General features: G+C 67.9%; 25 protein-coding genes. 14 read left to right on the top strand and 11 right to left on the bottom strand.

The genetic code is table 11. From position 1 onward, the window contains the following. Positions 1-22: 22 nt before the first annotated feature. The 11 genes from secY (at position 23) to truA (ending at position 8,893) form a co-directional block, all read left to right on the top strand. The gene (gene secY, locus OG841_RS19000) at positions 23-1,336 is read left to right on the top strand and encodes a preprotein translocase subunit SecY (protein WP_057607910.1); all 1,314 of its coding nucleotides are present in this window, start codon (positions 23-25) and stop codon (positions 1,334-1,336) included. Further along, entirely contained in the window at positions 1,336-1,998 is a 663-nt protein-coding gene (locus OG841_RS18995; RefSeq protein ID WP_328640393.1) for an adenylate kinase, read from the top strand. Before secY ends, OG841_RS18995 begins: the two co-directional genes overlap by 1 nt. Positions 1,999-2,124: 126 nt before the next feature. Next, complete coding sequence (gene map, locus OG841_RS18990) at positions 2,125-2,961, top strand: type I methionyl aminopeptidase (RefSeq protein WP_328640394.1); 837 nt, start codon at positions 2,125-2,127, stop codon at positions 2,959-2,961. Positions 2,962-3,115: 154 nt separating this feature from the next. After that, positions 3,116-3,337 carry a translation initiation factor IF-1 gene (gene infA / locus OG841_RS18985; RefSeq protein WP_003948620.1) on the top strand — a complete coding sequence of 74 codons (222 nt, stop codon included), beginning with the start codon at positions 3,116-3,118 and terminating at the stop codon, positions 3,335-3,337. 59 nt (positions 3,338-3,396) lie between these two features. Next, a complete protein-coding gene (gene rpmJ / locus OG841_RS18980; RefSeq protein WP_003998809.1) occupies positions 3,397-3,510 on the top strand; it encodes a 50S ribosomal protein L36 in 114 nt (37 codons plus the stop codon). A gap of 184 nt (positions 3,511-3,694) precedes the next feature. Next, a complete protein-coding gene (gene rpsM / locus OG841_RS18975; protein WP_037680379.1) occupies positions 3,695-4,075 on the top strand; it encodes a 30S ribosomal protein S13 in 381 nt (126 codons plus the stop codon). 69 nt (positions 4,076-4,144) lie between these two features. Next, on the top strand, positions 4,145-4,549 hold the full coding sequence (gene rpsK / locus OG841_RS18970; protein WP_003956432.1) for a 30S ribosomal protein S11: 405 nt from the start codon (positions 4,145-4,147) through the stop codon (positions 4,547-4,549). Between the two features lie 143 nt (positions 4,550-4,692). Next, positions 4,693-5,715 carry a DNA-directed RNA polymerase subunit alpha gene (locus OG841_RS18965; protein ID WP_003966937.1) on the top strand — a complete coding sequence of 341 codons (1,023 nt, stop codon included), beginning with the start codon at positions 4,693-4,695 and terminating at the stop codon, positions 5,713-5,715. Positions 5,716-5,877: 162 nt separating this feature from the next. Continuing rightward, positions 5,878-6,399, top strand: a complete 522-nt coding sequence (gene rplQ, locus OG841_RS18960; protein WP_306977533.1) for a 50S ribosomal protein L17 — start codon at positions 5,878-5,880, stop codon at positions 6,397-6,399. 153 nt (positions 6,400-6,552) lie between these two features. After that, positions 6,553-7,974, top strand: a complete 1,422-nt coding sequence (locus OG841_RS18955) for a hypothetical protein (protein WP_371566201.1) — start codon at positions 6,553-6,555, stop codon at positions 7,972-7,974. 73 nt (positions 7,975-8,047) lie between these two features. Next, positions 8,048-8,893: a tRNA pseudouridine(38-40) synthase TruA gene (gene truA / locus OG841_RS18950; protein ID WP_328640396.1), complete on the top strand. Its 846-nt coding sequence runs from the start codon at positions 8,048-8,050 to the stop codon at positions 8,891-8,893. A 43-nt stretch (positions 8,894-8,936) separates the two neighbouring features. Here the strand turns inward: truA and OG841_RS18945 are convergent, their stop codons facing one another. The 7 genes from OG841_RS18945 to OG841_RS18915 all read right to left on the bottom strand — a co-directional run bounded on the left by OG841_RS18945 (position 8,937) and on the right by OG841_RS18915 (position 17,824). Next, a complete protein-coding gene (locus OG841_RS18945; protein ID WP_328640397.1) occupies positions 8,937-10,979 on the bottom strand; it encodes an acyltransferase family protein in 2,043 nt (680 codons plus the stop codon). Between the two features lie 38 nt (positions 10,980-11,017). Beyond that, entirely contained in the window at positions 11,018-12,118 is a 1,101-nt protein-coding gene (locus OG841_RS18940) for an NDP-sugar synthase (protein ID WP_328640398.1), read from the bottom strand. A gap of 16 nt (positions 12,119-12,134) precedes the next feature. Further along, on the bottom strand, positions 12,135-13,370 hold the full coding sequence (locus OG841_RS18935) for a glycoside hydrolase family 113 (protein ID WP_328640399.1): 1,236 nt from the start codon (positions 13,368-13,370) through the stop codon (positions 12,135-12,137). Between the two features lie 22 nt (positions 13,371-13,392). Continuing rightward, the gene (locus OG841_RS18930; RefSeq protein WP_365119534.1) at positions 13,393-14,844 is read right to left on the bottom strand and encodes a glycosyltransferase family 2 protein; all 1,452 of its coding nucleotides are present in this window, start codon (positions 14,842-14,844) and stop codon (positions 13,393-13,395) included. Between the two features lie 294 nt (positions 14,845-15,138). Continuing rightward, positions 15,139-16,476 carry a glycosyl hydrolase gene (locus OG841_RS18925; RefSeq protein WP_365119536.1) on the bottom strand — a complete coding sequence of 446 codons (1,338 nt, stop codon included), beginning with the start codon at positions 16,474-16,476 and terminating at the stop codon, positions 15,139-15,141. A gap of 10 nt (positions 16,477-16,486) precedes the next feature. After that, positions 16,487-16,858, bottom strand: coding sequence for a hypothetical protein (locus OG841_RS18920; RefSeq protein ID WP_365119538.1), 372 nt, complete (start codon positions 16,856-16,858; stop codon positions 16,487-16,489). A gap of 75 nt (positions 16,859-16,933) precedes the next feature. Further along, positions 16,934-17,824 (bottom strand): hypothetical protein, encoded by an 891-nt coding sequence (locus OG841_RS18915; protein WP_328640403.1) that lies wholly within the window; start codon positions 17,822-17,824, stop codon positions 16,934-16,936. 339 nt (positions 17,825-18,163) lie between these two features. Between OG841_RS18915 and rplM the strand changes: the two genes are divergently transcribed. The 3 genes from rplM to glmM all read left to right on the top strand — a co-directional run bounded on the left by rplM (position 18,164) and on the right by glmM (position 20,727). Further along, entirely contained in the window at positions 18,164-18,607 is a 444-nt protein-coding gene (rplM, locus tag OG841_RS18910) for a 50S ribosomal protein L13 (RefSeq protein ID WP_057607896.1), read from the top strand. 41 nt (positions 18,608-18,648) lie between these two features. After that, positions 18,649-19,176 (top strand): 30S ribosomal protein S9, encoded by a 528-nt coding sequence (rpsI, locus tag OG841_RS18905; RefSeq protein ID WP_057607895.1) that lies wholly within the window; start codon positions 18,649-18,651, stop codon positions 19,174-19,176. 192 nt (positions 19,177-19,368) lie between these two features. Then, positions 19,369-20,727 (top strand): phosphoglucosamine mutase, encoded by a 1,359-nt coding sequence (gene glmM / locus OG841_RS18900; RefSeq protein WP_328640404.1) that lies wholly within the window; start codon positions 19,369-19,371, stop codon positions 20,725-20,727. Between the two features lie 78 nt (positions 20,728-20,805). Here glmM and OG841_RS18895 read toward each other — a convergent pair whose 3' ends face one another. The 4 genes from OG841_RS18895 to OG841_RS18880 all read right to left on the bottom strand — a co-directional run bounded on the left by OG841_RS18895 (position 20,806) and on the right by OG841_RS18880 (position 23,527). Continuing rightward, a complete protein-coding gene (locus tag OG841_RS18895; protein WP_328640405.1) occupies positions 20,806-21,723 on the bottom strand; it encodes a DUF389 domain-containing protein in 918 nt (305 codons plus the stop codon). 41 nt (positions 21,724-21,764) lie between these two features. Then, positions 21,765-22,733: a type I pantothenate kinase gene (coaA, locus tag OG841_RS18890; protein ID WP_328640406.1), complete on the bottom strand. Its 969-nt coding sequence runs from the start codon at positions 22,731-22,733 to the stop codon at positions 21,765-21,767. Between the two features lie 101 nt (positions 22,734-22,834). Further along, a complete protein-coding gene (locus tag OG841_RS18885; protein WP_365119541.1) occupies positions 22,835-23,032 on the bottom strand; it encodes a CbrC family protein in 198 nt (65 codons plus the stop codon). A gap of 75 nt (positions 23,033-23,107) precedes the next feature. Further along, positions 23,108-23,527: a hypothetical protein gene (locus tag OG841_RS18880; protein WP_328640408.1), complete on the bottom strand. Its 420-nt coding sequence runs from the start codon at positions 23,525-23,527 to the stop codon at positions 23,108-23,110. Positions 23,528-23,591 lie beyond the last annotated feature (64 nt).

Raw genomic sequence — 23,591 nt, 5'->3', positions numbered from 1 at the left:
CGCGGGGGTCGCAGGAGGCACCGTGCTCACCGCGTTCGCCCGGGCGTTCAGGACGCCCGACCTGCGCAAGAAGCTGCTCTTCACGCTCGCCATCATCGTGGTGTACCGCGTGGGTACCCACATCCCGATCCCTGGCGTGGACTACAAGTCCGTCCAGGAGTGTGTGGACCAGGCGTCCGGCAACCAGGGACTCTTCGGTCTGGTCAACATGTTCAGCGGTGGCGCGCTGCTGCAGATCACGATCTTCGCGCTCGGCATCATGCCGTACATCACGGCGAGCATCATTCTGCAGCTGCTGACCGTGGTGATCCCACGCCTGGAAGCCCTGAAGAAGGAGGGCCAGGCCGGTACGGCGAAGATCACGCAGTACACCCGTTATCTCACGGTGGCGCTCGCCATCCTGCAGGGCACGGGCCTGGTGGCCACCGCGCGCAGCGGCGCTCTCTTCTCCGGCTGCACCGTCGCGTCGAGCATCGTCCCGGACCGCGCGATCTTCACCACGATCGTCATGGTCATCACGATGACCGCCGGTACGGCCGTCGTCATGTGGCTCGGTGAGCTCATCACCGACCGCGGCATCGGCAACGGCATGTCGATCCTGATGTTCATCTCGATCGCCGCCACCTTCCCGTCCGCCCTGTGGGCCATCAAGAAGCAGGGCACCCTGGCCGACGGCTGGATCGAGTTCGGCACCGTCATCGCGGTCGGCCTGGTCATGGTCGGCCTGGTGGTCTTCGTCGAGCAGGCCCAGCGCCGTATCCCGGTGCAGTACGCGAAGCGCATGATCGGCCGTCGTTCCTACGGCGGTACGTCGACGTACATCCCGCTGAAGGTCAACCAGGCCGGTGTGATCCCGGTCATCTTCGCGTCGTCGCTGCTGTACATCCCGGCGCTGGTGGCGCAGTTCTCGAGTGGTACGTCGAGCTGGAAGACCTGGATCGAGGCCAACCTCACCAAGGGCGACCACCCGATTTACATCAGCATGTACTTCTTGCTCATCGTTTTCTTCGCGTTCTTCTACGTGGCGATCTCCTTCAACCCCGAGGAAGTCGCCGACAACATGAAGAAGTATGGTGGCTTCATCCCGGGCATCCGGGCTGGCCGACCGACCGCTGAGTACCTGTCGTACGTACTCAACCGGATCACCTGGCCGGGTTCGCTGTACTTGGGTCTGATCGCACTCGTACCGACGATGGCGTTGGTTGGCTTCGGGGCAAGCCAGAACTTCCCGTTCGGTGGGACAAGCATCCTGATCATCGTGGGTGTGGGTCTCGAGACGGTGAAGCAGATCGAGAGCCAGCTCCAGCAGCGCAATTACGAAGGGTTCCTCCGCTGATGCGTATCGTCCTCGTCGGGCCGCCGGGCGCCGGTAAGGGAACGCAGGCCGCGTTCCTCGCCCAGAACCTGTCGATCCCGCACATCTCCACGGGCGACCTGTTCCGCGCCAACATCAGCCGGCAGACGGACCTCGGCAAACTCGCGAAGTCCTACATGGACGCGGGCAACCTGGTTCCGGACGAGGTCACCATCGGGATGGCCAAGGACCGCATGGAGCAGCCGGACGCCGAGAACGGCTTCCTGCTGGACGGCTTCCCGCGGAACGTCTCGCAGGCCGAGTCGCTCGACGAGATGCTGCAGCACGAGGGCATGAAGCTGGACGCGGTGCTGGACCTCGAGGTACCCGAGGAGGAGGTCGTCAAGCGCATCGCCGGCCGCCGCATCTGCCGCAACGACTCGGCGCACGTCTTCCACGTCTCGTACAAGGCGCCGAAGCAGAACGGTGTCTGTGACGTCTGCGGCGGCGAGCTGTACCAGCGCGACGACGACTCCGAGGAGACGGTCCGCAAGCGCCTGGAGGTCTACCACACCCAGACCGAGCCGATCATCGACTACTACAAGGCCCAGGGCCTGGTGGTCACGATCTCGGCGCTCGGCAAGGTGGAGGACGTCACCGGCCGCGCCATGGAGGCGCTCCAGCACGAGGGCGACGCCGCATAGCGGTTTTTCCGAGTACGACAGCCGCGGTTCCCTTCCGAGGGGGCCGCGGCTGCTGTGTGGGTGCACGTATCGTTGAAGCACTCGTCCCCTGCCAGGTTTCCCCGGTTTCAGAAAGGCTCCCGCCGCATGGTGCAGATCAAGACCCCCGAGCAGATCGCCAAGATGCGCGAGGCGGGACTGGTCGTCGCCGCCATCCACGCGGCGACCCGAGAGGCCGCGGTGCCCGGGGCCACGACCAGGGACCTCGACCAGGTCGCGCGCAAGGTGCTCGCGGAGCACGACGCGAAGCCGAACTTCCTGGGGTACGGCGGTTTCCCGGCGACGATCTGCACCTCCGTGAACGAGGTCGTCGTCCACGGCATCCCGTCCGACGAGGTCGTCCTCAAGGACGGCGACATCATCTCCATCGACTGCGGCGCGATCATCGACGGCTGGCACGGTGACGCGGCCTACACGGCCTTCGTGGGCTCGGGCCACGCCCCGGAGCTCCTCGAGCTCTCGCGGGTGACCGAGGAGTCCATGTGGGCCGGCATCGCGGCGATGAAGCAGGGCAACCGGCTCATCGACGTCTCCCGGGCCATCGAGACGTACATCCGCCGCCAGCCGAAGCCGGGCGGCGGTCGCTACGGGATCATCGAGGACTACGGCGGTCACGGCATCGGCACCGAGATGCACATGGACCCGCACCTGCTGAACTACGTCGACCGGCGCCGGGGGAAGGGGCCGAAGCTGGTCACCGGGTTCTGCCTGGCGATCGAGCCGATGGTGTCCCTGGGCACGCCGAGGACAGAGGTCCTGTCGGACGACTGGACGGTCATCACGACGGACGGCACGTGGTCGTCCCACTGGGAGCACTCGGTGGCGCTGACGGACGAGGGGCCGCTGGTTCTCACGGCTCCCGACGGGGGCAGGGCGAAGCTGGCGGAGCACGGGGTCACGGCCGCTCCCGACCCGCTCGCTTAATGATCTCCGTTCCGGGGCATCCTTCCTCGATTCGTGTTTCGGAGTGGCCTGACGTAGACTGACTCGTCGGCTCTCGTGCACCCGCATGTCCGCATGCGCCCCTCAGGGGAAAGGCGGGAGAGTCGATCAAGGTAGTCGATTCGAAGGGCGAAGCGTGGCCAAGAAGCAAGGTGCCATCGAGATCGAGGGCACTGTCGTCGAGTCTCTTCCGAACGCCATGTTCAAGGTCGAGCTCCAGAACGGCCACCAGGTCCTGGCTCACATCAGCGGAAAGATGCGTATGCACTACATCCGTATCCTCCCTGACGACCGGGTCGTGGTGGAGCTGTCTCCGTACGACCTGACGCGTGGCCGGATCGTCTACCGGTACAAGTAGATCTTGCCCGCATCCCGCTGCGGCGGGGTGGTGGCACTGACCCGGAGAACCTCAATCCCATGAAGGTCAAGCCGAGCGTCAAGAAGATCTGCGACAAGTGCAGGGTGATCCGCCGTCACGGTCGGGTCATGGTCATTTGCGAGAACCCGCGCCACAAGCAGCGCCAGGGCTGACGCACGACCGACCCTCTGCTCTCGCAGAGTTTCGCGCGACGCAAGTTGAACAGTTCATACGCAGAGCCCAGACGTGTTTCGTCTGACACCCCCGGTTCGGAGGCCGGGGACCCAGTTCGTACCTGGTACGGCGGCTGGGAGCCGGTTCTGCGGAAGACCTCCGAAGATCACCAGGAGCCATTGAATGGCACGCGTTTCCGGTGTTGACATCCCGCGCGAAAAGCGCGTGGAGGTCGCCCTGACCTACGTGTTCGGTATCGGCCGCACGCTGTCCCAGCTCACGCTGGCCGAGACCGGCATCGACCCGAACACCCGCGTTCGCGACCTCTCCGAGGAGCAGCTCGTCGCGATTCGTGAGTACGTCGACAACAACATCAAGACCGAGGGTGACCTCCGTCGCGAGATCCAGGCCGACATCCGCCGCAAGGTCGAGATCGGCTGCTACCAGGGTCTGCGGCACCGCCGTGGTCTGCCCGTCCGTGGTCAGCGCACCAGCACGAACGCTCGTACCCGCAAGGGCCCGCGTCGCGCCATCGCCGGCAAGAAGAAGCCGGGCAAGAAGTAGTCCTCAGCGGACAACGCTTCATCAGCGGTCTTCGCTGTAGGACCGACCACCTCCCCGTAGGAGAAGTAGATGCCCCCCAAGGGTCGTCAGGGCGCTGCCAAGAAGGTGCGCCGCAAGGAAAAGAAGAACGTCGCTCACGGCCACGCGCACATCAAGAGCACGTTCAACAACACGATCGTCTCGATCACGGACCCCTCGGGCAACGTGATCTCCTGGGCCTCCGCCGGCCACGTCGGCTTCAAGGGCTCGCGCAAGTCCACCCCCTTCGCCGCGCAGATGGCCGCCGAGTCGGCCGCCCGCCGCGCGCAGGAGCACGGCATGCGCAAGGTGGACGTGTTCGTCAAGGGTCCCGGCTCCGGCCGTGAGACCGCGATCCGCTCCCTCCAGGCCACCGGCCTCGAGGTCGGCTCGATCCAGGACGTCACGCCCACTCCGCACAACGGCTGCCGTCCGCCCAAGCGCCGCCGCGTCTGAGGCCAGGTTGTCTTGAGGTTGCGGGCGGTACGGCTCTTCGGGGCGGTGCCGCCCGTACCCTTGCAGTACCCGCACTCTTCACCGGGTGCGGTCCGTCGGGCGTCAAATAGCGGGCGTCCACGAAAGAAGGATCTGATCCACACATGCTGATCGCTCAGCGTCCGTCACTGACCGAAGAGGTCGTCGACGAATTCCGCTCCCGGTTCGTGATCGAGCCGCTGGAGCCGGGCTTCGGCTACACCCTCGGCAACTCCCTCCGCCGCACCCTCCTCTCGTCGATCCCCGGCGCTGCTGTCACCAGCATCCGCATCGACGGCGTTCTGCACGAGTTCACCACCGTGCCGGGCGTCAAGGAGGACGTCACCGACCTGATCCTCAACATCAAGCAGCTGGTCGTCTCCTCGGAGCACGACGAGCCGGTCGTGATGTACCTGCGCAAGCAGGGCCCGGGTCTGGTCACCGCCGCCGACATCGCGCCCCCGGCCGGTGTCGAGGTGCACAACCCCGACCTGGTCCTCGCCACGCTCAACGGCAAGGGCAAGCTGGAGATGGAGCTCACGGTCGAGCGTGGCCGCGGTTACGTCTCCGCCGTGCAGAACAAGCAGGTGGGCCAGGAGATCGGCCGTATCCCGGTCGACTCCATCTACAGCCCCGTGCTGAAGGTCACGTACAAGGTCGAGGCGACCCGTGTCGAGCAGCGCACCGACTTCGACAAGCTGATCGTCGACGTCGAGACCAAGCAGGCGATGCGTCCCCGTGACGCCATGGCCTCCGCCGGTAAGACCCTGGTCGAGCTGTTCGGTCTCGCCCGCGAGCTGAACATCGACGCCGAGGGCATCGACATGGGCCCGTCCCCCACGGACGCCGCCCTTGCCGCTGATCTCGCCCTGCCGATCGAGGAGCTCGAGCTCACCGTTCGGTCGTACAACTGCCTCAAGCGTGAGGGCATCCACTCCGTGGGTGAGCTCGTCGCCCGCTCCGAGGCCGACCTCCTGGACATCCGCAACTTCGGTGCGAAGTCCATCGACGAGGTCAAGGCGAAGCTGGCCGGCATGGGCCTGGCCCTGAAGGACAGCCCGCCCGGATTCGACCCGACCGCCGCCGCGGATGCCTTCGGCGCGGACGACGATGCAGACGCCGGGTTCGTCGAGACCGAGCAGTACTAAGAGCTCGGGACCGACTGCCGGTCCTTGGCTGCGGGGCCGTTGTGGCTGGTCGCGCAGTTCCCCGCGCCCCTTTGGGGCGCGGGTCTCCGACGAGCAATCCGCTCGCTCGGATACTGACCTCGGTACCTGATACGGCCGGGGCAGACACCTAGGAGAGACACCATGCCGAAGCCCACCAAGGGTGCCCGTCTGGGCGGCAGCGCCGCGCACGAGAAGCTGCTCCTCGCGAACCTCGCGAAGAGCCTCTTCGAGCACGGCCGTATCACCACCACCGAGGCGAAGGCGCGCAAGCTGCGTCCGTACGCCGAGCGTCTGATCACCAAGGGCAAGAAGGGCGACCTTCACAACCGCCGTCAGGTGCTTCAGGTGATCACGGACAAGAGCGTCGTCCACACGCTCTTCACCGAGATCGGCCCGCGCTACGAGAACCGCCCCGGTGGCTACACCCGCATCACCAAGATCGGTAACCGTCGTGGCGACAACGCGCCCATGGCTGTCATCGAGCTGGTCGAGGCGCTGACGGTCGCGCAGGCTGCGACCGGTGAGGCCGAGGCCGCCACCAAGCGTGCCGCGAAGGACGCCGAGGCCGCTCCGGCTGCCGAGGAGACCAAGGTCGACACGACCAAGGCCGACGAGGCCGAGGACGCCGCCGAGGCTCCGGCCGAGGAGTCCAAGGACGCCTGACGCTCTCGCGTTGTGACGGGCCTGCCCCTTTCGGGGTGGGCCCGTTCGCGTTGTGCGGGGGCGAGGGAGGGCAACCTCACAGCGGGCTCACAGGTCATGCATACGCGTCGCCGATCCGGGAGGCGCGCCAGATGTCTGACTTACGGGGGTCCCATGACGTCTCTTGCCGCTGTGCGGCGCACCATCTCCGCCTTCGCGCTGGCCGCGCTGGCCGGTACGGCGCTCGCCGCTCCGGCCAGCGCCCAGGAGGAATTACTGCCGGTGTCCGTCGTCGGGCCCGACAGCGTGAACCTCTCGCTGCAACCGGAGTCCGGCGAACCAGGTGAGCCTGGCGAGCCGCAGATCGAACTCGGACTCCGGGCGCCCGGCGAGGCCGTACCGGACGATGACGGAATCATCTGGCCGATCCACAACGGCGAGTACACGGTCACCGTGGACGCGCGCTCCCTGGCCGGTGTCGCCGCGGTGGACTTCTCGAGCCTCGGCCGCCGGCAGGGCTGCTCCGTCGACGGCATGGTCGCCACCTGCAGACGTTCCGAGATCTACGCCGGCCAGGACTACAACGACCTCGGTGGCATCCGTCTCGACGTGACCGACGAGAGCGCCGCGGGCGACTTCGGCACCATCTCCGTCACCGCCGCGGGCGAGGGCCTGGCCTTCACCGGGCACACGGTGGACGTACTGGTCGGCGGCCCCGAGCTGCGGATGAAGCAGCTGGCCGAGCCGGAGGGCTTCCGGGCCGGCGACACCTTCCAGGCACCGCTGAGCTTCCGCAACCAGGGCGGTCTGGGCGGCAAGGGCGTCGTGCTGCGGGTCTCCGGCACCCGGGGCCTCTCCTTCCCGAGCACCTTCGGCAACTGCTGGTACGACCCGCGTGACCCCGACGATCTGCGCGGGCGTTCCACGGCACTGTGCGTCTTCGACAGCGAGTTCGCCGCGGGGGCGGCCTACGGGCTGAGTGCCCCCTTCCCGATCGGGACGGCCGGCTTCGCGCTCTACGACTCGATGTACTACACCTTCAACGCGGTGCCCGCCGACCAGGTGGCGGACCTGCTGGCCGAGGGCGACCACCAGCAGGGTGCCGGGCCGGAGCTGGGGCTGGTGCGGCTGCCGGACGCCGATCCGGCGGACTACACGCAGTACGCGGAGACGGACTTCCCGACGAAGAACACCTTCGACCTCGACCTGACCGGTGAGCGGCTGCGGGCCCGCAAGGGGCAGACGGTGTCGGTGGACATCGGCTTCGCCAACCACGGCCCCGCCTGGCTGGCCCTGCTCCGCTCCGGCGGTGAGCCGATCTCCTTCTGGGTGGACCTTCCCCCGGGGACCACGACCACCACGGCGCCCGAGGCCTGCTGGGCCGCCGACTTGGAGGGCGCCAAGGGCGACTACCTCTGCAACATCGACACACCGATCCTGGAGGACGCCTCCCGCACCTTCACCTTCGGCCTCCGCGTCGACGAGGTGATCAAGAACGCCACAGGCCGCGCGTTCTTCGCGTACACGATGCCGAACGAGGGCAATCCGGCGAACGACGCCGGCCGGATCGTGCTGAACCCGAGGGGCAAGTCCTGACCGTCGACGGCTTCGGTCGTACGGGTCCGCCCCTCGGGGCGGGCCCGTCTCGCGTTCCTGAGAGGATCCAGGGGTGAGCGACGAAGTACAGCCCGGTGACGTCCGTGTCCGCCTCGACCTCTCCTACGACGGAACCGAGTTCTCCGGATGGGCCAAGCAGGCCGGGGGACGGCGGACCGTGCAGGGTGAGATCGAGGACGCGCTGCGGACGGTGACGCGGTCGAAGGACGTGACGTACGAACTGACCGTGGCCGGTCGGACGGACGCCGGGGTGCACGCGCGGGGGCAGGTGGCGCACGTGGATCTGCCCGAGGGGCTGTGGGGGGAACATCGGGAGAAGCTGCTGAAGCGGCTGGCGGGGCGGTTGCCGAAGGATGTGCGGGTGTGGAGTCTCACCGAGGCGCCGGCGGGGTTCAACGCGCGCTTCGCCGCTCTGTGGCGGCGGTACGTCTACCGGGTGGGGGACCGGCCCGGTGGCGTGGATCCGCTGCTGCGCAACCATGTGCTGTGGCACGACTGGGAGTTGGACGTCGCCGCCATGGACGCCGCCGCCAAGTCCCTCGTCGGGGAGCACGACTTCGCGGCGTACGCGAAGAAGCGTGAGGGAGCGACGACGATCCGCGAGATCCTCGACTTCGGGGTGCGGCGGCGGGCGGACGGGGTCGTCGAGATCGAGGTCCGGGCCGATGCCTTCTGCCACAACCAGGTGCGGTCGATGGTGGGTGCCCTGTTGTTCGTGGGGGACGGACACCGGGGCGTGGAGTGGCCGCGCAAGGTGCTGGACGCGGGTGTCCGCGACAGCGCCGTCCATGTCGTACGGCCGCATGGGCTGACCTTGGAGGAGGTCGGGTATCCGGCGGACGAGGAGCTCGCGGAGCGGCAGCGGCAGGCGCGTCGGGTACGAGTCCGCGGGCAGTGACGGGTCCGCCCCGGCCGGGGGCCGGCCGGGGGGCGACGGCGGACTATGCCTCGTCCAGGATCTTCTCCAGGGCCGGCTGGAGGAAGGGCTTCAGGGTCTTCGAGTACGACGCCGTGATGTGGCTGTTGTCGAAATAGACGACCTGGTCGCCGATGACCGCCGGGCACACGTCCACGGCGCAGAACGCGGGTGCCGTGTCGATGATGTCCGCGCCGTACTTCTCGGCCACTTCCCGCTCCATGGCGCGGACGTCCGTGTACTCCAGCGCCTGCCACTCCTTGCGGTTGCAGAGGGTGGTGTTGTCGATGTGCGTGGCGAGGCAGTCGGGGATGTTCTGCCCGGGCTCCGGGGTGTCCGTCATGTAGACGAGCGTGGCGCCGGTCTTCTTGAGCACCTTGAACGAGGCCTCGGCACCGTCCCGCTTCGCCTCACCGCGTGCTCGGTCGGCGATGACGACGACATCCGGACGGATCTTCTCGAGCTCCGCGAAGGCCGACTCGCGCCAGCTGTCGCACTCGGTGTATTCGCGCTTCAGCTGAGGGTTGAAGATGCGGTAGATCTGCGGCGAGCAGCCACCCTTCGCCATGGTCACCACGCGTACATCGAGTTCCTTGCCGATCGTGTCGTAGACGTCGTTCCACTGCCAGGCGTGGGAGTCCCCCATGAGGACAAGCGTCTTCGAGCCCTTCGGGTCGCCGACGACACAGCTGTCGCGCATCACGAACTTCGGGACCTCGAAGTCGTCGATGCAGCCGTGGGTGGCCATGTTCTTGGGCGCGCCCTGCAGAGTGGCCTGCACGGCCGTGGACAGCTTTGTGCGGTGCACGGACTCCTCGACCGAAGCCTCGCTGGTGAACCCGGCCGCGACCGTGCTGGACGAGGACGACGTCGCCAGGTGCAGCGGGACGAGCGTGGCCAGGACCATCGCCCCTGCCGTGCCCGCGGTGGTGAACCCGCCGGTGAAGACGCCCTTCCAGGGGCGGGCCACCAGCGACACGTTCTTCTTGAACCTGCGCTCCACGGCGTAGTGCAGGGCGACGGCCATCAGGAACGAGAGGACGACGACGCGCATGCGCTCCTCGAACGTGAAATCCCGGTCGGTGATGGACGGCCAGAGCACCAGAAGCGGCCAGTGGGTCAGGTACCAGCCGTAGCTGACGTTGCCGACGAAGTCGAGGACGGGATTGTCGAGCAGCCGCTCCGCGCCGAACCGGGGATCGGCGCAGCCGCCGGCGATGACCATGACGGCGCCGATGACCGGGCCGGCCACCGCGTAGCCGGGCAGCGGCGTGTCCTCGGAGATGAGCATCGCGGTGACGAGCACGGTGCCGAGCCCCAGCCACGAGACGACCGCGGCCAGCCCGGTGTTCATGCGGGAGACGAGCGGAGCGGCGAGGGCGAGCAGGACGCCGCAGGTGATCTCCCAGATCCGGGTGTGGGTACCGAAGTACGCGAGCGGCTGGTTCTCGGGCGTCTTCGACCAGCCCAGAGAGAACGATCCGGCGATGGCGGCCATCAGGAACAGCGCGACGAGAGCACGGTTGCGGAAGATCTTGCGGCTGATCCAGACCATCACGACGAGGATGATCGGGGCGGCGAGGTAGAACTGCTCCTCGATGCCCAGCGACCAGAAGTGCTGGTACGGGGACTGCGTCCCGTCGTTGGCGAAGTAGTCGGTGCCGGTCTCGACCAGGCGCCAGTTCAGGAAGCTGAGGGAGGCGCTGAGGCCGTCCTCGATGTAGGAGCGGAACCTGAGCGGGCTGCCGTACAGCCAGGCCAGGATCGCGGTACCGACGATGACGACGGCCATGGGCGGGGTCAGCCGCCGGAAGCGGCGCGCCCAGAACTTCGTCAGGGAGACCTTGCCGGTCTTGTCGATCTCGGCAAAGAGCTGGCCGCCGATGAGGAAGCCGCTCAGCACGAAGCTGACGTCCACGCCGCCGTGGATGTCCAGGATGCCGCAGTGCATGCTGACGACCATCATGATGGCCACGGCACGCAGGCCCTGGATATCCGGCCGGTACTGACGAAGACGCTCTGTCTGCGCGGACGGTGCGCGACGGCGGGTGCGGGTGTCGGTTGTCAAGGAACTCTCCGGTCGAGCACGCTGGCAGGCAGACGACTTCAGTGGACCGTCGGGCAGGCGGCAGCCGTAGCGCTGACGCGTACCCCTTGGGCGGGAATGCGGATGCCGCACGAGAGCCGCAGGTGGGCGGGCAGTTCGTTGTCCGCGCCGATGTGTGCGTGGCATCCCACGACCACTTCACGCAGCAGCGAGGCCCTGCCGATCGTGGAGTCGTGGTCCACCACCGACTCGTGGATCCGGGTGTCCTCGGCCACGGCGACACCGGCCCCGATGATGGAGCGGTCGACGACCACGTGCGGGCCGATCACGGCGTGCGGGCCGATGGTCGAGCCGCCCGTGACGCGGGAGGTCGGGTCCACGACAGCGGTGGGGTGGATCAGGGCCTCGGACGGCGGACCCACCAGGGGCGAGGTCGCGCGGCCGGTGACCAGATCGGCGGAGCCGTGGACGAAGGCGAGCGGGGTGCCGAGGTCACGCCAGTACTCCTCGGTCGTGTGGCCGTACACCCGGCGTCCCGCGGCGACGAGCTGCGGGAAGGTCTCCTGCTCGACCGAGACCTCGCGGTCGGCCGGTATGGCGTCGAGGACCGAGCGGCGGAAAACGTAGCAGCCGGCGTTGATCTGGTCGGTGACGCACTCCTCGGGCGTCTTCGGCTTCTCGAGGAAGGAGAGCACCCGGCCTGACGCGTCGGTGGGGACCAGGCCGAAGGCGCGTGGGTCGGGGACGCGGGTGAGATGCAGGGTCACGTCCGCCGCCCGCTCCTCGTGGCGCTCCAGGAGGGCGGGCAGATCGACGCCGGAGAGGATGTCGCCGTTGAGGATCAGCACCGGCGCGTCCGGCGAGGTGCCGTGGAGCAGACGGGCCGCGTTGCGGATCGCTCCGCCCGTGCCGAGCGGCACCTCCTCGACGGCGTACGAGATCTCCAGGTCCTGGGAGAAGTCCTTGAACTCCTCCTCGAAGAGGCCGGCGAGGTACGAGGTCGCGAAGACCACGTGCCCGACGCCCGCGTCCGTCAGCTTGGCGATCTGGTGCCGGATGAAGGAGGAGCCCGCGACGCCGAGCAACGGCTTCGGGGTGTGGTTGGTCAGGGGGCGCAGGCGGGTTCCCTTGCCGCCCACCAGAATGATGGCTTCCTGCATGACTGCCTCCGCTCGGTCAGCTTGCGGTCTCGGTCCCGGGTCCTGCGTAGTCAGAGGTGAAACAGGACGTGATCGCCTTTTCGGAGAGAGGGCGTCCGGCGAAGTCGAGCCGGGAGGCAACCTTGTCGTCGGGCTTGGTGTTGGGGTCGTCGTCGAACCAGAGCGACCACCAGTAGATGCCCTGCATCTTCCGGTCCTGGACGACCTCGCAGACCGCCTTGTACCAGTTGGCCTGCACCTTCGGGTTGAGGGCCCGGCGGGCGTAGAAGTCACCCGGCGCGTGGTAGGCGCCTTTCATGGCACCGATGCCGGTCTCGGAGACGAGGATGTTCGGGAGCGGGCCGGTGGCCTTCTTGTCCAGCCAGGTGTTCCAGCCCTTGACCAGGTCGGAGACCGGGGCCGTGTCCGGCACCTTGACCGGGAAGTAGGCGTCGACGCCCAGGTGGTTGACCGGCATGTTGATGCGGCCGGTGACGTAGTTGTCCCAGTTCGCGTCGTAGGACACCTCGCCCGGGAAGGTCTTCTCGGCGGCGGCGACCAGGGTGTCCCAGCCGGGGTCTCCCTCCAGCGAGTTGAGTTCGGTGCCGATCACGAAGGTGTTCGTCTTCGTCTCCTCGGCGGCCTTGAGGTACGGCGTGAGGAGCTTCTTGTACGACGCGAACCAGGCCGAGCGTGAGGCGGGCTCGATGTTGCCGCGCCAGCCGTTGTTCTGCTTCAGGTTGCCCTCGTCCAGGATCGGGCGGAGCGTGGTGCGGAACCCGGCGTCCTTGAAGACCTTCAGCACCCGCTCGAGGCGCTCGGGGGACGGGGTCTTGGCCCCGGCCGACAGTTCGTCGGAGGTGGGGCCCCCGATGAAGTAGGGGAACGAGAGCGACACCGAGTTCGCGCCCAGCCCGATGAGGTACTTCGCGTGCTTGCGGGCCTGGTTCTCGATGAATGTGTCGGATCGTTTCTTTGTCTCCTCCTCCCAGTAGAGCTGGACGCCCCACTGCGGCATGCCCTTCTTCCAGGGCTTGGCGACCTGGAGGGCGTTGGTGGAGGAGGAAGAGGAGGAAGGGGAATCGGACGGAGAGGATTCCGGCTTCTTCCCGGACGGGGTGGCAGAGGTCTCCGAGTCGCCGATGACGACCTTGGGCAGGGCCGAACCCGCCTCCCAGCGCACCGGGTGGTCGCCGAGGACGAACGGGGCGCCCAGCACGAGGCTGAGAACGGTCACAGGGAAGATCGCGAGCAGGGGCAGTCGTGAGCGCATGAGTCAGCTGTCTTCCGGGCGGTCAGGCGGGCTTGGCGATCACGACGAACTTGTTCTCCTCGCGCCGGACGAATCTCAGGAAGCCCTTGAAGCCGCCGAGACCCTCCAGCACCGAGAAGACGGGGATGCACACGACCACCACGATCGGCTCCCACCACTTGCGCCGGCCGCTGAGCGACGCGAGCGCGTTCAGTCGCAGACCCTCCCAGTAGGTCCAGATGACGTAGGCGAAGTTGAAGGCCCACAGGATGGTGATGGACTGGGTCACCGGCGAGGTGTTCATGTCGTTGAAGAGCCAGCCGATGAGCAGCACGGCGCCGATGTGCTGGAGCGGGCCGAGGATCCAGGTGGTCACGCAGATCGACAGGAACCAGCGGTAGCGCCAGGGCACGGCCTTGTTGAAGCAGAGGGCCACCAGACCCCAGGCCCACCGGTCGCGCTGCTTGATGAAGTCGGACGCGGTGGCGGGGGAGGCGCCGTAGCAGCGCCCGTTGAACCAGTCGCTCCTGCCCGGGTACTTGCGGCAGAACGTCAGGGCGAGGCGGGCGTCCTCGACGATCTCCTTGGGGCCGAAGTCCCAGCCGATCGTGGCCTCGATCGATGCGCGTAGCACCAGCAGCTCGCCGTGCACGCCGGCGGCCGGGGTGCCCATGCCGGTCAGGGCGCGGAAGCGGGCGATGTCGTCGGCGGGGCGCACCGCGTCGGCGAGCCACGTGAACATGTTGACCGCGTTCTCACGGGGGTAGGTGAGGATCCCCTGGGCCATGTGCTTGGCCTCGTCGGGGTGGGCGCGGCGCTGACGGTTGATGAACTGGGCGAGCGAGGACGCCGTGTCGGGCCCGACACCGGTGTCGTCGTCCATGTGCAGTACCCAGACGTAGTCGAGGGCCTCGCCCTCCGCGATGCGCAGCTCGTGGGCGTAGTGGTTGGCGCGGGCCTTGAAGCGGGTGCCGTTGGCCGGGACGTAGTCCTTGGGCACGGTGATCACCCTGATCAGCGGGTGGGAGTCGGCCAGCCGGTCGATGTCCGCCGCCGCCTCGCAGCCCTCCTCGGTGAGGATGTCGACGCGCAGGTACGGAAACCACTCGGGCAGATGCTCGACGTACGAGAGGATCGAGCGCTCCAGGGCCGGGTAGGTGTCGTTCCGCCCGATGGTCGGGCAGAGGACGATCAGGAAGTCCTCCTCGGCCGGTGCGGGAGGGATCATCCGGTCGCTCTTGCGGACCCGGCGGCGGATCAGCAGCGCACCCTGGATGCCGACCAGAACGCCGACCACCGGCAGCGTCCAGACGACGGAGAGCGCCCAGCTCAGCACGGACGAACTGGGGCGGTAGCTCCACAGTCCGAACACGACCAACAGGATGAAAGGCAGCAGGAACGGGAGGATTCCCGGCTTCCACGCGGCGGTGCGTTTCGCGAGTTTCTGATGGTGCCGGGAATGCGGCACACCCCCCTCGACGGCTGTCGATGCCATACGACTGCGGAACTCCCCATGAGATCAGTGGCGCGTTGAGGCACGACGGATCGACATCACGGCATGAATACGCACCGTGACGAATGGTGTGGTTCCGGGTCCATCCCCCTCAACGCCTTCTTTGGCGCTTTCGATCAGCCGCGCTCAGATGCCCCCCCGGGCGCCCGAAGACTGATCGAACAAGACACAGATCCTTACACAAAAGCGTGAAAGTGAAAACGCTTGTGAGGGTGATGTGTTCAAAAGTTAATCAAGTCACGTCTTGTGTGGTGATCTTGGTTGTAAGTCGCAGATCTACACCAGGCGTCCGCCGGTGATCACCCTGGGTGACTCATAGGTCCGTTTCACGTCGGCCGCGGTGTTCTTCCCGCGCGGCTCCGAGACGTTGTCGTACGTCAGTGCCTGGCCCCACACCGTCCACAGGACCCATGGTGTCCGGGACAGCGTCCGGGGCTGGTGGGCGTTGAGCGGTACGTGGAAGGACTCGGCCACGATGCGCGGCCTGCGGTACTCCTCCAGGCCCCGGTACCAGACCTCGGTCCAGGCGCCCTGGCCGAAAGGCTCGGCCGGGGTGTCGCTGTAGTCGTCGACTCCGACGACGTCGACGTAACCGCCGCCGGGGTAGTACGGCCGGGGGTCGCGGCCGTAGGGGCCGTTCCAGGAGTTGGGCGACCAGACGAAGATCAGATGGTGCAGGCCGCGACGGTTCACGAGGTAGTCGTACGTCAGCCGCCACAGCCTGTGGAACGCGGCCGGGTCCTGCCCCGCCCACCAGAAACCTTGGCCCGGCGCGGTGTTCATCTCGTGGTACGGCCGCAGCAGCACCGGCACCCCGCGGCCGGCGAGGTAGCCGAGGTGGTCCGCGAGAAAGGCCAGGTCGTGCAGCAGGTCCCGGTGTTCGGTGGTGCCCTCGGTGACCACCCGGCCGAACCAGTCGCGGTCCTTCGCGCCGGGGGAGTTCCGGTGCAGGGTCTGCGCGTAGCCCTTGACCGGGCTGCCGGGGTAGGGCTGGTGGAAGGAGAAGCCGACCATGCCCGCGGGTGCGCCCCCGTTGTGCGGGAGGGAGACCTCGGTGCCGGTCGCGCACTCCGTGTGTCTGCCCGAGGTGCGGTACGAGCCGTCGGCCGCCCGGGGCAGCCCCGCCCACACCCCGACGGCGAGGTCCACGGCGTCCTCGACGTACCCCCAGGAGGGGCGGCAGGCCGGCCAGGCCCTGGAGTACGAGCGGGCGGTCCCCACGGCCCAGCCCGGTTGCCCGTAGCCGGGCCCGAGGTCCACCTCCACGAAGCCGGGCAGCTTCCCGGTGATGTCCCGGGCCTTGCGGTAGTAGTAGCCGGGCTGCTTGAGGCCCCGGAAATCGCCGTACACCTTGTTGTACCGCTCGTTGTGCAGCTCCACGTGCTGGCCGAGCACCGTGCGGGACGGGCGGCCCCGGCGCGCGTCGTTCTCCAGGCGGGCCAGCGTCGCGTAGACCCGGCGGGCCGCGGGGGCCGCCTCGGGGTCCCGCTCGTGCAGGTCGGTGGGGACGAGCCGGGGCCCCTGCGCGCTGTGCTCGGACCAGGCCCACACCCCCAGCGGGGCCAGCAGTGCCGCCCCTGCCGCGGCCCCTATGACTCTGACCCGCCCTCGCATGTCCAAGGCGCTACGCCGGGTCCACGATGAGCCACGCGACGGTCGAGGTGCCGCCGGCGACGTGGGTGACACCGGCCCGGGCGCGGGTGAGCGTCCCCACTTCGGCGTCGGCCGGACCTATGGAAGAGGCCCCTGTGAACGTCAGGTCCGGGACGTGACGGTGCCGGTCGCCGTGCGGCGCGGCCGCGACGGCGAGCCCGGGCGCGGAGGCGATCCGGTACCGGCCCTGCGGGAGACGGCCGTGGCCGCAACGGCCCGCCGCGTCGATGGCCTTCCGGATCACGGGCCGGTCGCCGAGGGGCCCGTGGGCCGGGTGCCGCGGGTTCAGTCGGCCCACGGTGGCGGTGAGCAGCCGGCGTCCGGACGTGTGGTGTGCGGCCATGGACAGGTCCCCCCAAGGACTGCTGATCAGCGCGTGATCGGAAAGGGGGAGGCTTTCACACGGCCGCGGACCGTGTCATTCGCTCGCAGCCGTCGACGCCTGAGCCTCGCCGCGCCGGTGGATCTGGCGGAAGGTGAACTCGGCCAGGTTGTCGCCGATGCTGAAGACCGCGGTGTCCTTCTCCGTGACGTTCTTGCCGCTGGCGAAGCCGGCGATGGTGAAGTAGGCGTAGCGGCCGTAGGAGTTCGAGGTCGTGCGGCAGATCGCGGAGTTGCAGAAGGCCTTGACCGCGCCGCCGGACAGCGACTTGACGATGTCCTTCTTGGTGTTGACCTGGCTCTTCGCCTTCGTCGCCTGGGCCTCGGTGTCGAAGACGGCCACGCCGACCGTCACCGAGACGCCGTCCTTGGTGTAGCTGACCCGCATGAACCGGGTGCAGCTGTTGGCCTTCAGGATCTTTCCGAGGCTGGGCTGGACCGTGTCGCCGGCGGCGCAGTTCTTCGTGTCGGCCGTCGTCCCCTTCTTGTACACGGTCGAACCCATGGTCAGCTGGGTGCCCGGGAAGAGGATCTGCGCGCCGAGCGGGGCCGTGTCCTTGGCCTTGCTGGCGATGAAGTCCCTCGGGTCCAGCGGCGGCGGTGCGCTGGTCGGCGCGAACGACGGCGTGGTTCCGGTCGCGCTCGGGATGTCGGCGGTCGCCGGCAGCGACGAGGTCGGCTTGTTCGCCTCGTCGTCGTTGTTCGCCGATACGACGGCCATCGCCACGGCGGTGCCTATCGCGACCGTGGCGACCGCGCCGCCGACGATGAAGAACAGCCGACGGCGCCTGTTGCGGATCTCGGACGCCTCGGCGAGCGCGGCCCAGTCCGGGGTCTGCTCGCCCCCGTCGCTGCCCCACGGCTGCTGCGACTGCGGTTTCCAGGGATCCCACTGGGATGGGGGTCCCCCCTGCTGCCCAAAGCTCATGGGGCGCATCTTAGACGGGGGACGGGAGGTGCTGTGGGGCCTGTGGACACTGGCCCGGGGACCTTTCCGGCAGGGGTGTACATCTTGGTCCCCGAGGTGCTGTGGCCCTTGCCGCGGCGGACTCGTTTTGACCCGTCCGGGGCAGCGCGGGTAACCTTGCGGTTTGTTATGCGTATCGGCTTGGTCGTTCTCACGCGAGAGGCCCTTACGTAGGTTCCCTGGAGCAGTTACCAGTGGGCGGCATACGGGCAGCGTCCCCGGCATTGTCGTCCCCAGCTGCACGATCGCTTCAGTGATGCCATGTGTCAGCACCCATCCACTGAAGAAGAAGGCTGCGAAGTGCGTACGTACAGCCCCAAGCCCGGCGATGTGACTCGCCAGTGGCACGTCATTGACGCTCAGGACATCGTCCTGGGCCGTCTGGCTACCACCGCTGCGAACCTCCTCCGTGGCAAGCACAAGCCGACCTATGCCCCGCACATGGACATGGGCGACTTCGTCATCATCATCAACGCCGACAAGGTTCACCTGTCCGGCAACAAGAAGACCCAGAAGCTGGCGTACCGCCACTCCGGCTACCCGGGTGGTCTGCGCTCCGTCCGCTACGACGAGCTGCTGGCGAAGAACCCCGAGAAGGCCGTCGAGAAGGCCATCAAGGGCATGATCCCCAAGAACTCCCTGGGCCGTCAGATGATCAGCAAGCTGAAGGTCTACTCGGGCGACCAGCACCCGCACGCTGCCCAGCAGCCGGTGCCGTTCGAGATCACCCAGGTCGCGCAGTAGTTCCGGCCACCCCCAAGACAGAAAAGAATCTGAGGAGCATCGTGGCCGAGACCACTGTTGAGCAGCCGGTCGAAGAGACCGAGACCGAGCTCGTCGACATCGACAGCTACACCACCGAGTCCGAGGTCCCCGTCGAGGGCGAGTACACCTCGGAGTCCATGGCGTCCCGCTTCGGCGACCCGCAGCCGGCCGCCGGCCTGGGCCGTCGCAAGAACGCCATCGCCCGCGTCCGGATCGTCCCGGGCACCGGCAAGTGGAAGATCAACGGTCGCACCCTTGAGGACTACTTCCCCAACAAGGTGCACCAGCAGGAAGTCAACGAGCCCTTCAAGGTGCTCGAGCTCGAGGGCCGCTACGACATCATCGCCCGCATCGCGGGTGGCGGCGTCTCCGGTCAGGCCGGTGCGCTCCGTCTCGGTGTCGCCCGCGCGCTGAACGAGGCCGACGTGGACAACAACCGCGGCGCCCTCAAGAAGGCCGGCTTCCTCCGCCGCGACGACCGTGCGGTCGAGCGCAAGAAGGCCGGTCTCAAGAAGGCCCGCAAGGCCCCGCAGTACAGCAAGCGTTAATCTTCGCTGCCTGTTCTGCTTCGTACCTGCTCGTTCCTGCGAGTCAGCAGTACGTACGTTTCGCCCCGGCGGCACGCCACAGTGCCACCGGGGCGTTCGTTTATCACTGCCTTAGGCGTATAACGGCACAAGGCGCTCAAAGGCTCATGTGATCGGATGATCTCCGTAACTGAAGCTTCCTCAGGAGGACAAGTGGGACGACTCTTCGGCACGGACGGCGTGCGCGGTGTCGCCAACGCGGATCTGACGGCCGAGATGGCGCTCGGTCTGTCGGTCGCGGCGGCGCACGTGCTGGCCGAGGCGGGTACGTTCCAGGGCCACCGGCCGACGGCGGTGGTCGGACGGGATCCGCGCGCGTCCGGGGAGTTCCTGGAGGCCGCCGTGGTCGCGGGCCTCGCGAGCGCCGGCGTGGACGTGCTGAAGGTCGGTGTGCTGCCCACGCCCGCGGTGGCGTATCTCACGGGTGTGCTCGGCGCCGACCTCGGCGTCATGCTCTCCGCCAGCCACAACGCCATGCCCGACAACGGCATCAAGTTCCTCGCGCGCGGCGGGCACAAGCTCGACGACGAGCTGGAGGAGCGCATCGAGGCCGTCTACGAGGAGCACAAGCGCGGTGAGCCCTGGGAGCGGCCGACCGGCGGCGGTGTCGGCCGGGTCCGCGAGTACACCGAGGGCTTCGACAAGTACGTGGCCCATCTGATCGCCGTACTGCCGAACCGGCTCGACGGACTGAAGATCGTCCTCGACGAGGCGCACGGCGCTGCCGCCCGGGTGTCGCCGGAGGCGTTCTCGCGGGCCGGCGCCGAGGTGATCACCATCGGTGCCCAGCCGGACGGGCTCAACATCAACGACGGGTGCGGCTCCACGCATCTCGGACTGCTGAAGGCCGCCGTCGTCGAGCACGGGGCGAACTTCGGCATCGCGCACGACGGGGACGCGGACCGGTGCCTCGCCGTCGACCACACCGGTGAGGAGGTGGACGGCGACCAGATCATGGCCGTGCTCGCGCTCGCGATGAGGGATCGGTCGGCGCTGCGGTCCGACACCGTCGTCGCGACGGTCATGTCGAACCTGGGGTTCAAACTGGCGCTGGAGCGCGAGGGGCTCCGGCTCGTCCAGACCGCTGTGGGGGACCGGTATGTGCTCGAGGAGATGAAGGCGCACGGGTACGCCCTCGGGGGTGAGCAGTCCGGGCACGTCATCATCCTGGATCACGCCACGACCGGGGACGGGACGTTGACCGGGCTGATGCTGGCGGCTCGCGTCGCGGAGAGCGGGCGGTCGCTGAAGGAACTGGCTTCCGTGATGGAGCGGCTGCCGCAGGTGCTGATCAATGTGCCTGACGTGGACCGGTCGAAGGTTTCGACGTCCGGGGAGCTGGCGGCCGCGGTGGCCGAGGCCGAGCGTGAACTCGGGGCCACCGGGCGGGTGTTGTTGCGGCCGTCGGGGACCGAGCAGCTGGTGCGGGTGATGGTCGAGGCGGCTGATATTGATCAGGCGAGGTCTGTTGCCGGGCGGCTCGCCGATGCGGTGAAGTCGGCGCTCGGCTGAACTGCCGGGTAGGGGCAGGGGTTCTGTGCTGCGCGGGTCGCGGGTCCGTCGTGGCTTGTCGCGCAGTTCCCCGCGCCCCTAACTACGTTTCCAGAGCCACTTCTGGAAAAGCAACGTAAGAGTGCCTGCCAGAACGATGCCCCCCAGGTTCAGCAGGAGTTGGTTCGTGGAGCCGACCGTCTGCCCCATGTCGCCGTAGGCCAGGGCGATCGCCGCGTTGGCCGCTGCCGGGATCGTGGTGACCGAGATGGCCACGCCCACCAGGGCCCCCGACTTCGCCGAGGTCAGGCTGAGGGTGCCGGCGATACCCGCCAGGACCGCCACCACGAACGAGAAGGCGTCGGGGGCGTAGACGAAGGCGGTGTTGGGGCGGTCGCCCTCCAGGTCGGACTTGTGGAAGAGGTCCAGGGCGTCCATGAACCAGGTGAAGCCGACCGTCACCGCCATCGCCGCCGCGAACCCCACCAACAGCGCGATCACCGAGCGGGCCGCCAGACGCGGTTGGCGCTGGACGATCGACGTGCTGAACGCGGCCAGGGGGCCGAACTCCGGGCCCACCGCCATCGCGCCCACGATCAGGATCGCGTTGTCCAGCACCACACCGCAGGCCGCGATCATCGTGGCCAGCGTGATGAAGGCGAGGTAGGTGACGGAGAGCGTCGACTCCTCGTGCGTCGCGTCCGTCAGATGCTCCCAGAGCACCGCGTCCGCACCCTCGCCCGGCGCGTCGTCCTCGGCCTTGTCCGCGCGCTCGGAGAGCGACAGGTCGATGTTCTCGACGGCGATCGAGCCGCTCTTGTCGAGGTCCAACTTCCGCAGGGCGCCGATGAGTTCGTCACCCGCCTCGCGTGCCACGTCGCACATCACGACGTCGCCGGCCGGGTTGCGGGCGGCGCCCGGCATCACGACGAGGTGCGTGGTACCGACCGTCTCCTCGATCAGGTGGACCACGTCGTCGGTCTTCTCGGCCGGGGTGATCAGGCGCAGATGCAGCATGACGCCTTTCTAACAGGCGTACGTCAACAGGCCTACGGCCTTCAGAGCTTACGGAGGCTGAGCCTGCGCACCTTGTGGTCCTGGCCCTTGCGGATGACGAGCGTGGCGCGGCCGCGGGTGGGGGCGATGTTCTCCACCAGGTTGGGCTTGTTGATGGTGCGCCAGAGGGTGCGCGCGTAGTCGACCGCCTCCTCCTCCGAGACCTGGGTGTACTTCCTGAAGTACGAGTCGGGGTTCTGGAAGGCGGTCCGGCGGAGCTTCTTGAACCGGCTGAGGTACCAGCGCTCGATGTCCTCGGCGCTCGCGTCGACGTACACGCTGAAGTCGAAGTAGTCGGCGAGACCGACGCGGGTACGGCCGTCCGTGCCGGGGAGGGCGGGCTGCAGGACGTTGAGGCCCTCGACGATCAGGATGTCGGGGCGGCGGACGGTGAGCCGCTGGTCCGGGACGATGTCGTAGATCAGGTGGGAGTAGACGGGGGCGGTGACCTCGTCCTTGCCCGCCTTGATGTCGGCGACGAAACGGGTCAGCGCGCGGCGGTCGTACGACTCCGGGAAGCCCTTGCGCGACATGAGCCCGCGGGCCTCCAGCTCCCGGGTGGGGAGCAGGAAGCCGTCCGTCGTGACCAGCTCCACACGCGGGTGCTCGGGCCAGCGGGAGAGCAGGGCCTGGAGGAGACGGGCGACGGTCGACTTGCCCACGGCGACCGATCCCGCGACGCCTATGACGAAGGGGGTGCCGGACTGGGAGCCCTGCTCGCCGAGGAAGGTGTTCAGGGCGCCTCTGAGGCCGTCCGTGGCGCCGACGTAGAGATTCAGCAGCCGGGACAGCGGGAGGTAGATGTCCCGCACCTCGTCGAGGTCGATGACGTCACCGAGGCCGCGCAGCTTCTCGACCTCTTCGGCGTTCAGCGGGAGCGGCGTCTTTTCGCGCAGCGCGCTCCACTCGGTGCGGGTGAGGTCGACGTAAGGAGTCGCCTCCGGCTTGTGCCGGTGGGCGCTCCGGGGCATCGGGGAGACCGGAGAGATCACAGTCCATTGTTAACGGAGTTTGAACGGGGTGGGGGGTGGGGTGGGTCACGTCCGGCCGCGGTCACGCTGGGCGGGCCTGCTCACGTGAAGTCCGCGTAGGCGAGGTGGGTCGCGCAGAGCCGGCAGCGGAAGAGGTACGCGGTGGGCTGGTCGTCCTTGCCGAGGGAGGCGAGGAAGTTCTCGACCTCGTCCGGCGGCCAGGTCCACTCGGCACATCGCCGGCGGAGATCGTCGACGGCGGCCGGGTGCCGTACCTCTGCCGTTTCGCCGACGGACAACCCACCCCCCTGGACGAGACCGCGATACGCGACGTCTTCGGTCCCGTCGCCGTAGCAGGCTGTAACTCATCGGGCTCAGGACGGTCGTCCGATCAGGGCCGCTTCCACGGCCTCGCCCGTCATGTCGATCAGTACGACTTCGTCCCGCATGTCTGCGGGAAGGTGCGCGTGTGCTTCGGTGCCGCAGAGGAACACGCCTTCGCTCGGTTCCAGGATCACCGCGCCCAGCCGTGCGGCGAGCTCGGCCACGATGGCGAACACGCCGGAACCGGAATGCGGGCGTTCCACCAGGATGCCGGTCTCGTCGACGAAGAACTCGGCTCCACTGCCGTCCGCGGCACGGACCATGTACTGAAGACGTCCGTCGTCCATCAGCGTGAGGTCCGGGTCACCGACGTCATAGGGACCGAGAACCGTCCGGACGAGGTCCCTGTCCAGGGGAACGGGCGCGTCACTGCCTTCGACGAACTTGTAGATCGACGGGCTGTAGCTCACAGGAGATCTCTCCGCATCGGGGTCAGGCCCGGGGTGTCTCCCACCGAGGACGGCAGGAGACACC

Origin of the sequence: Streptomyces canus (assembly GCF_041435015.1) — a bacterium.
In the GTDB taxonomy this organism is placed as follows: Bacteria; Actinomycetota; Actinomycetes; order Streptomycetales; family Streptomycetaceae; genus Streptomyces; species Streptomyces canus_G.
Note: the sequence above shows the minus strand (reverse complement) of the source record. Positions and strands in the feature narration are given on the sequence as shown.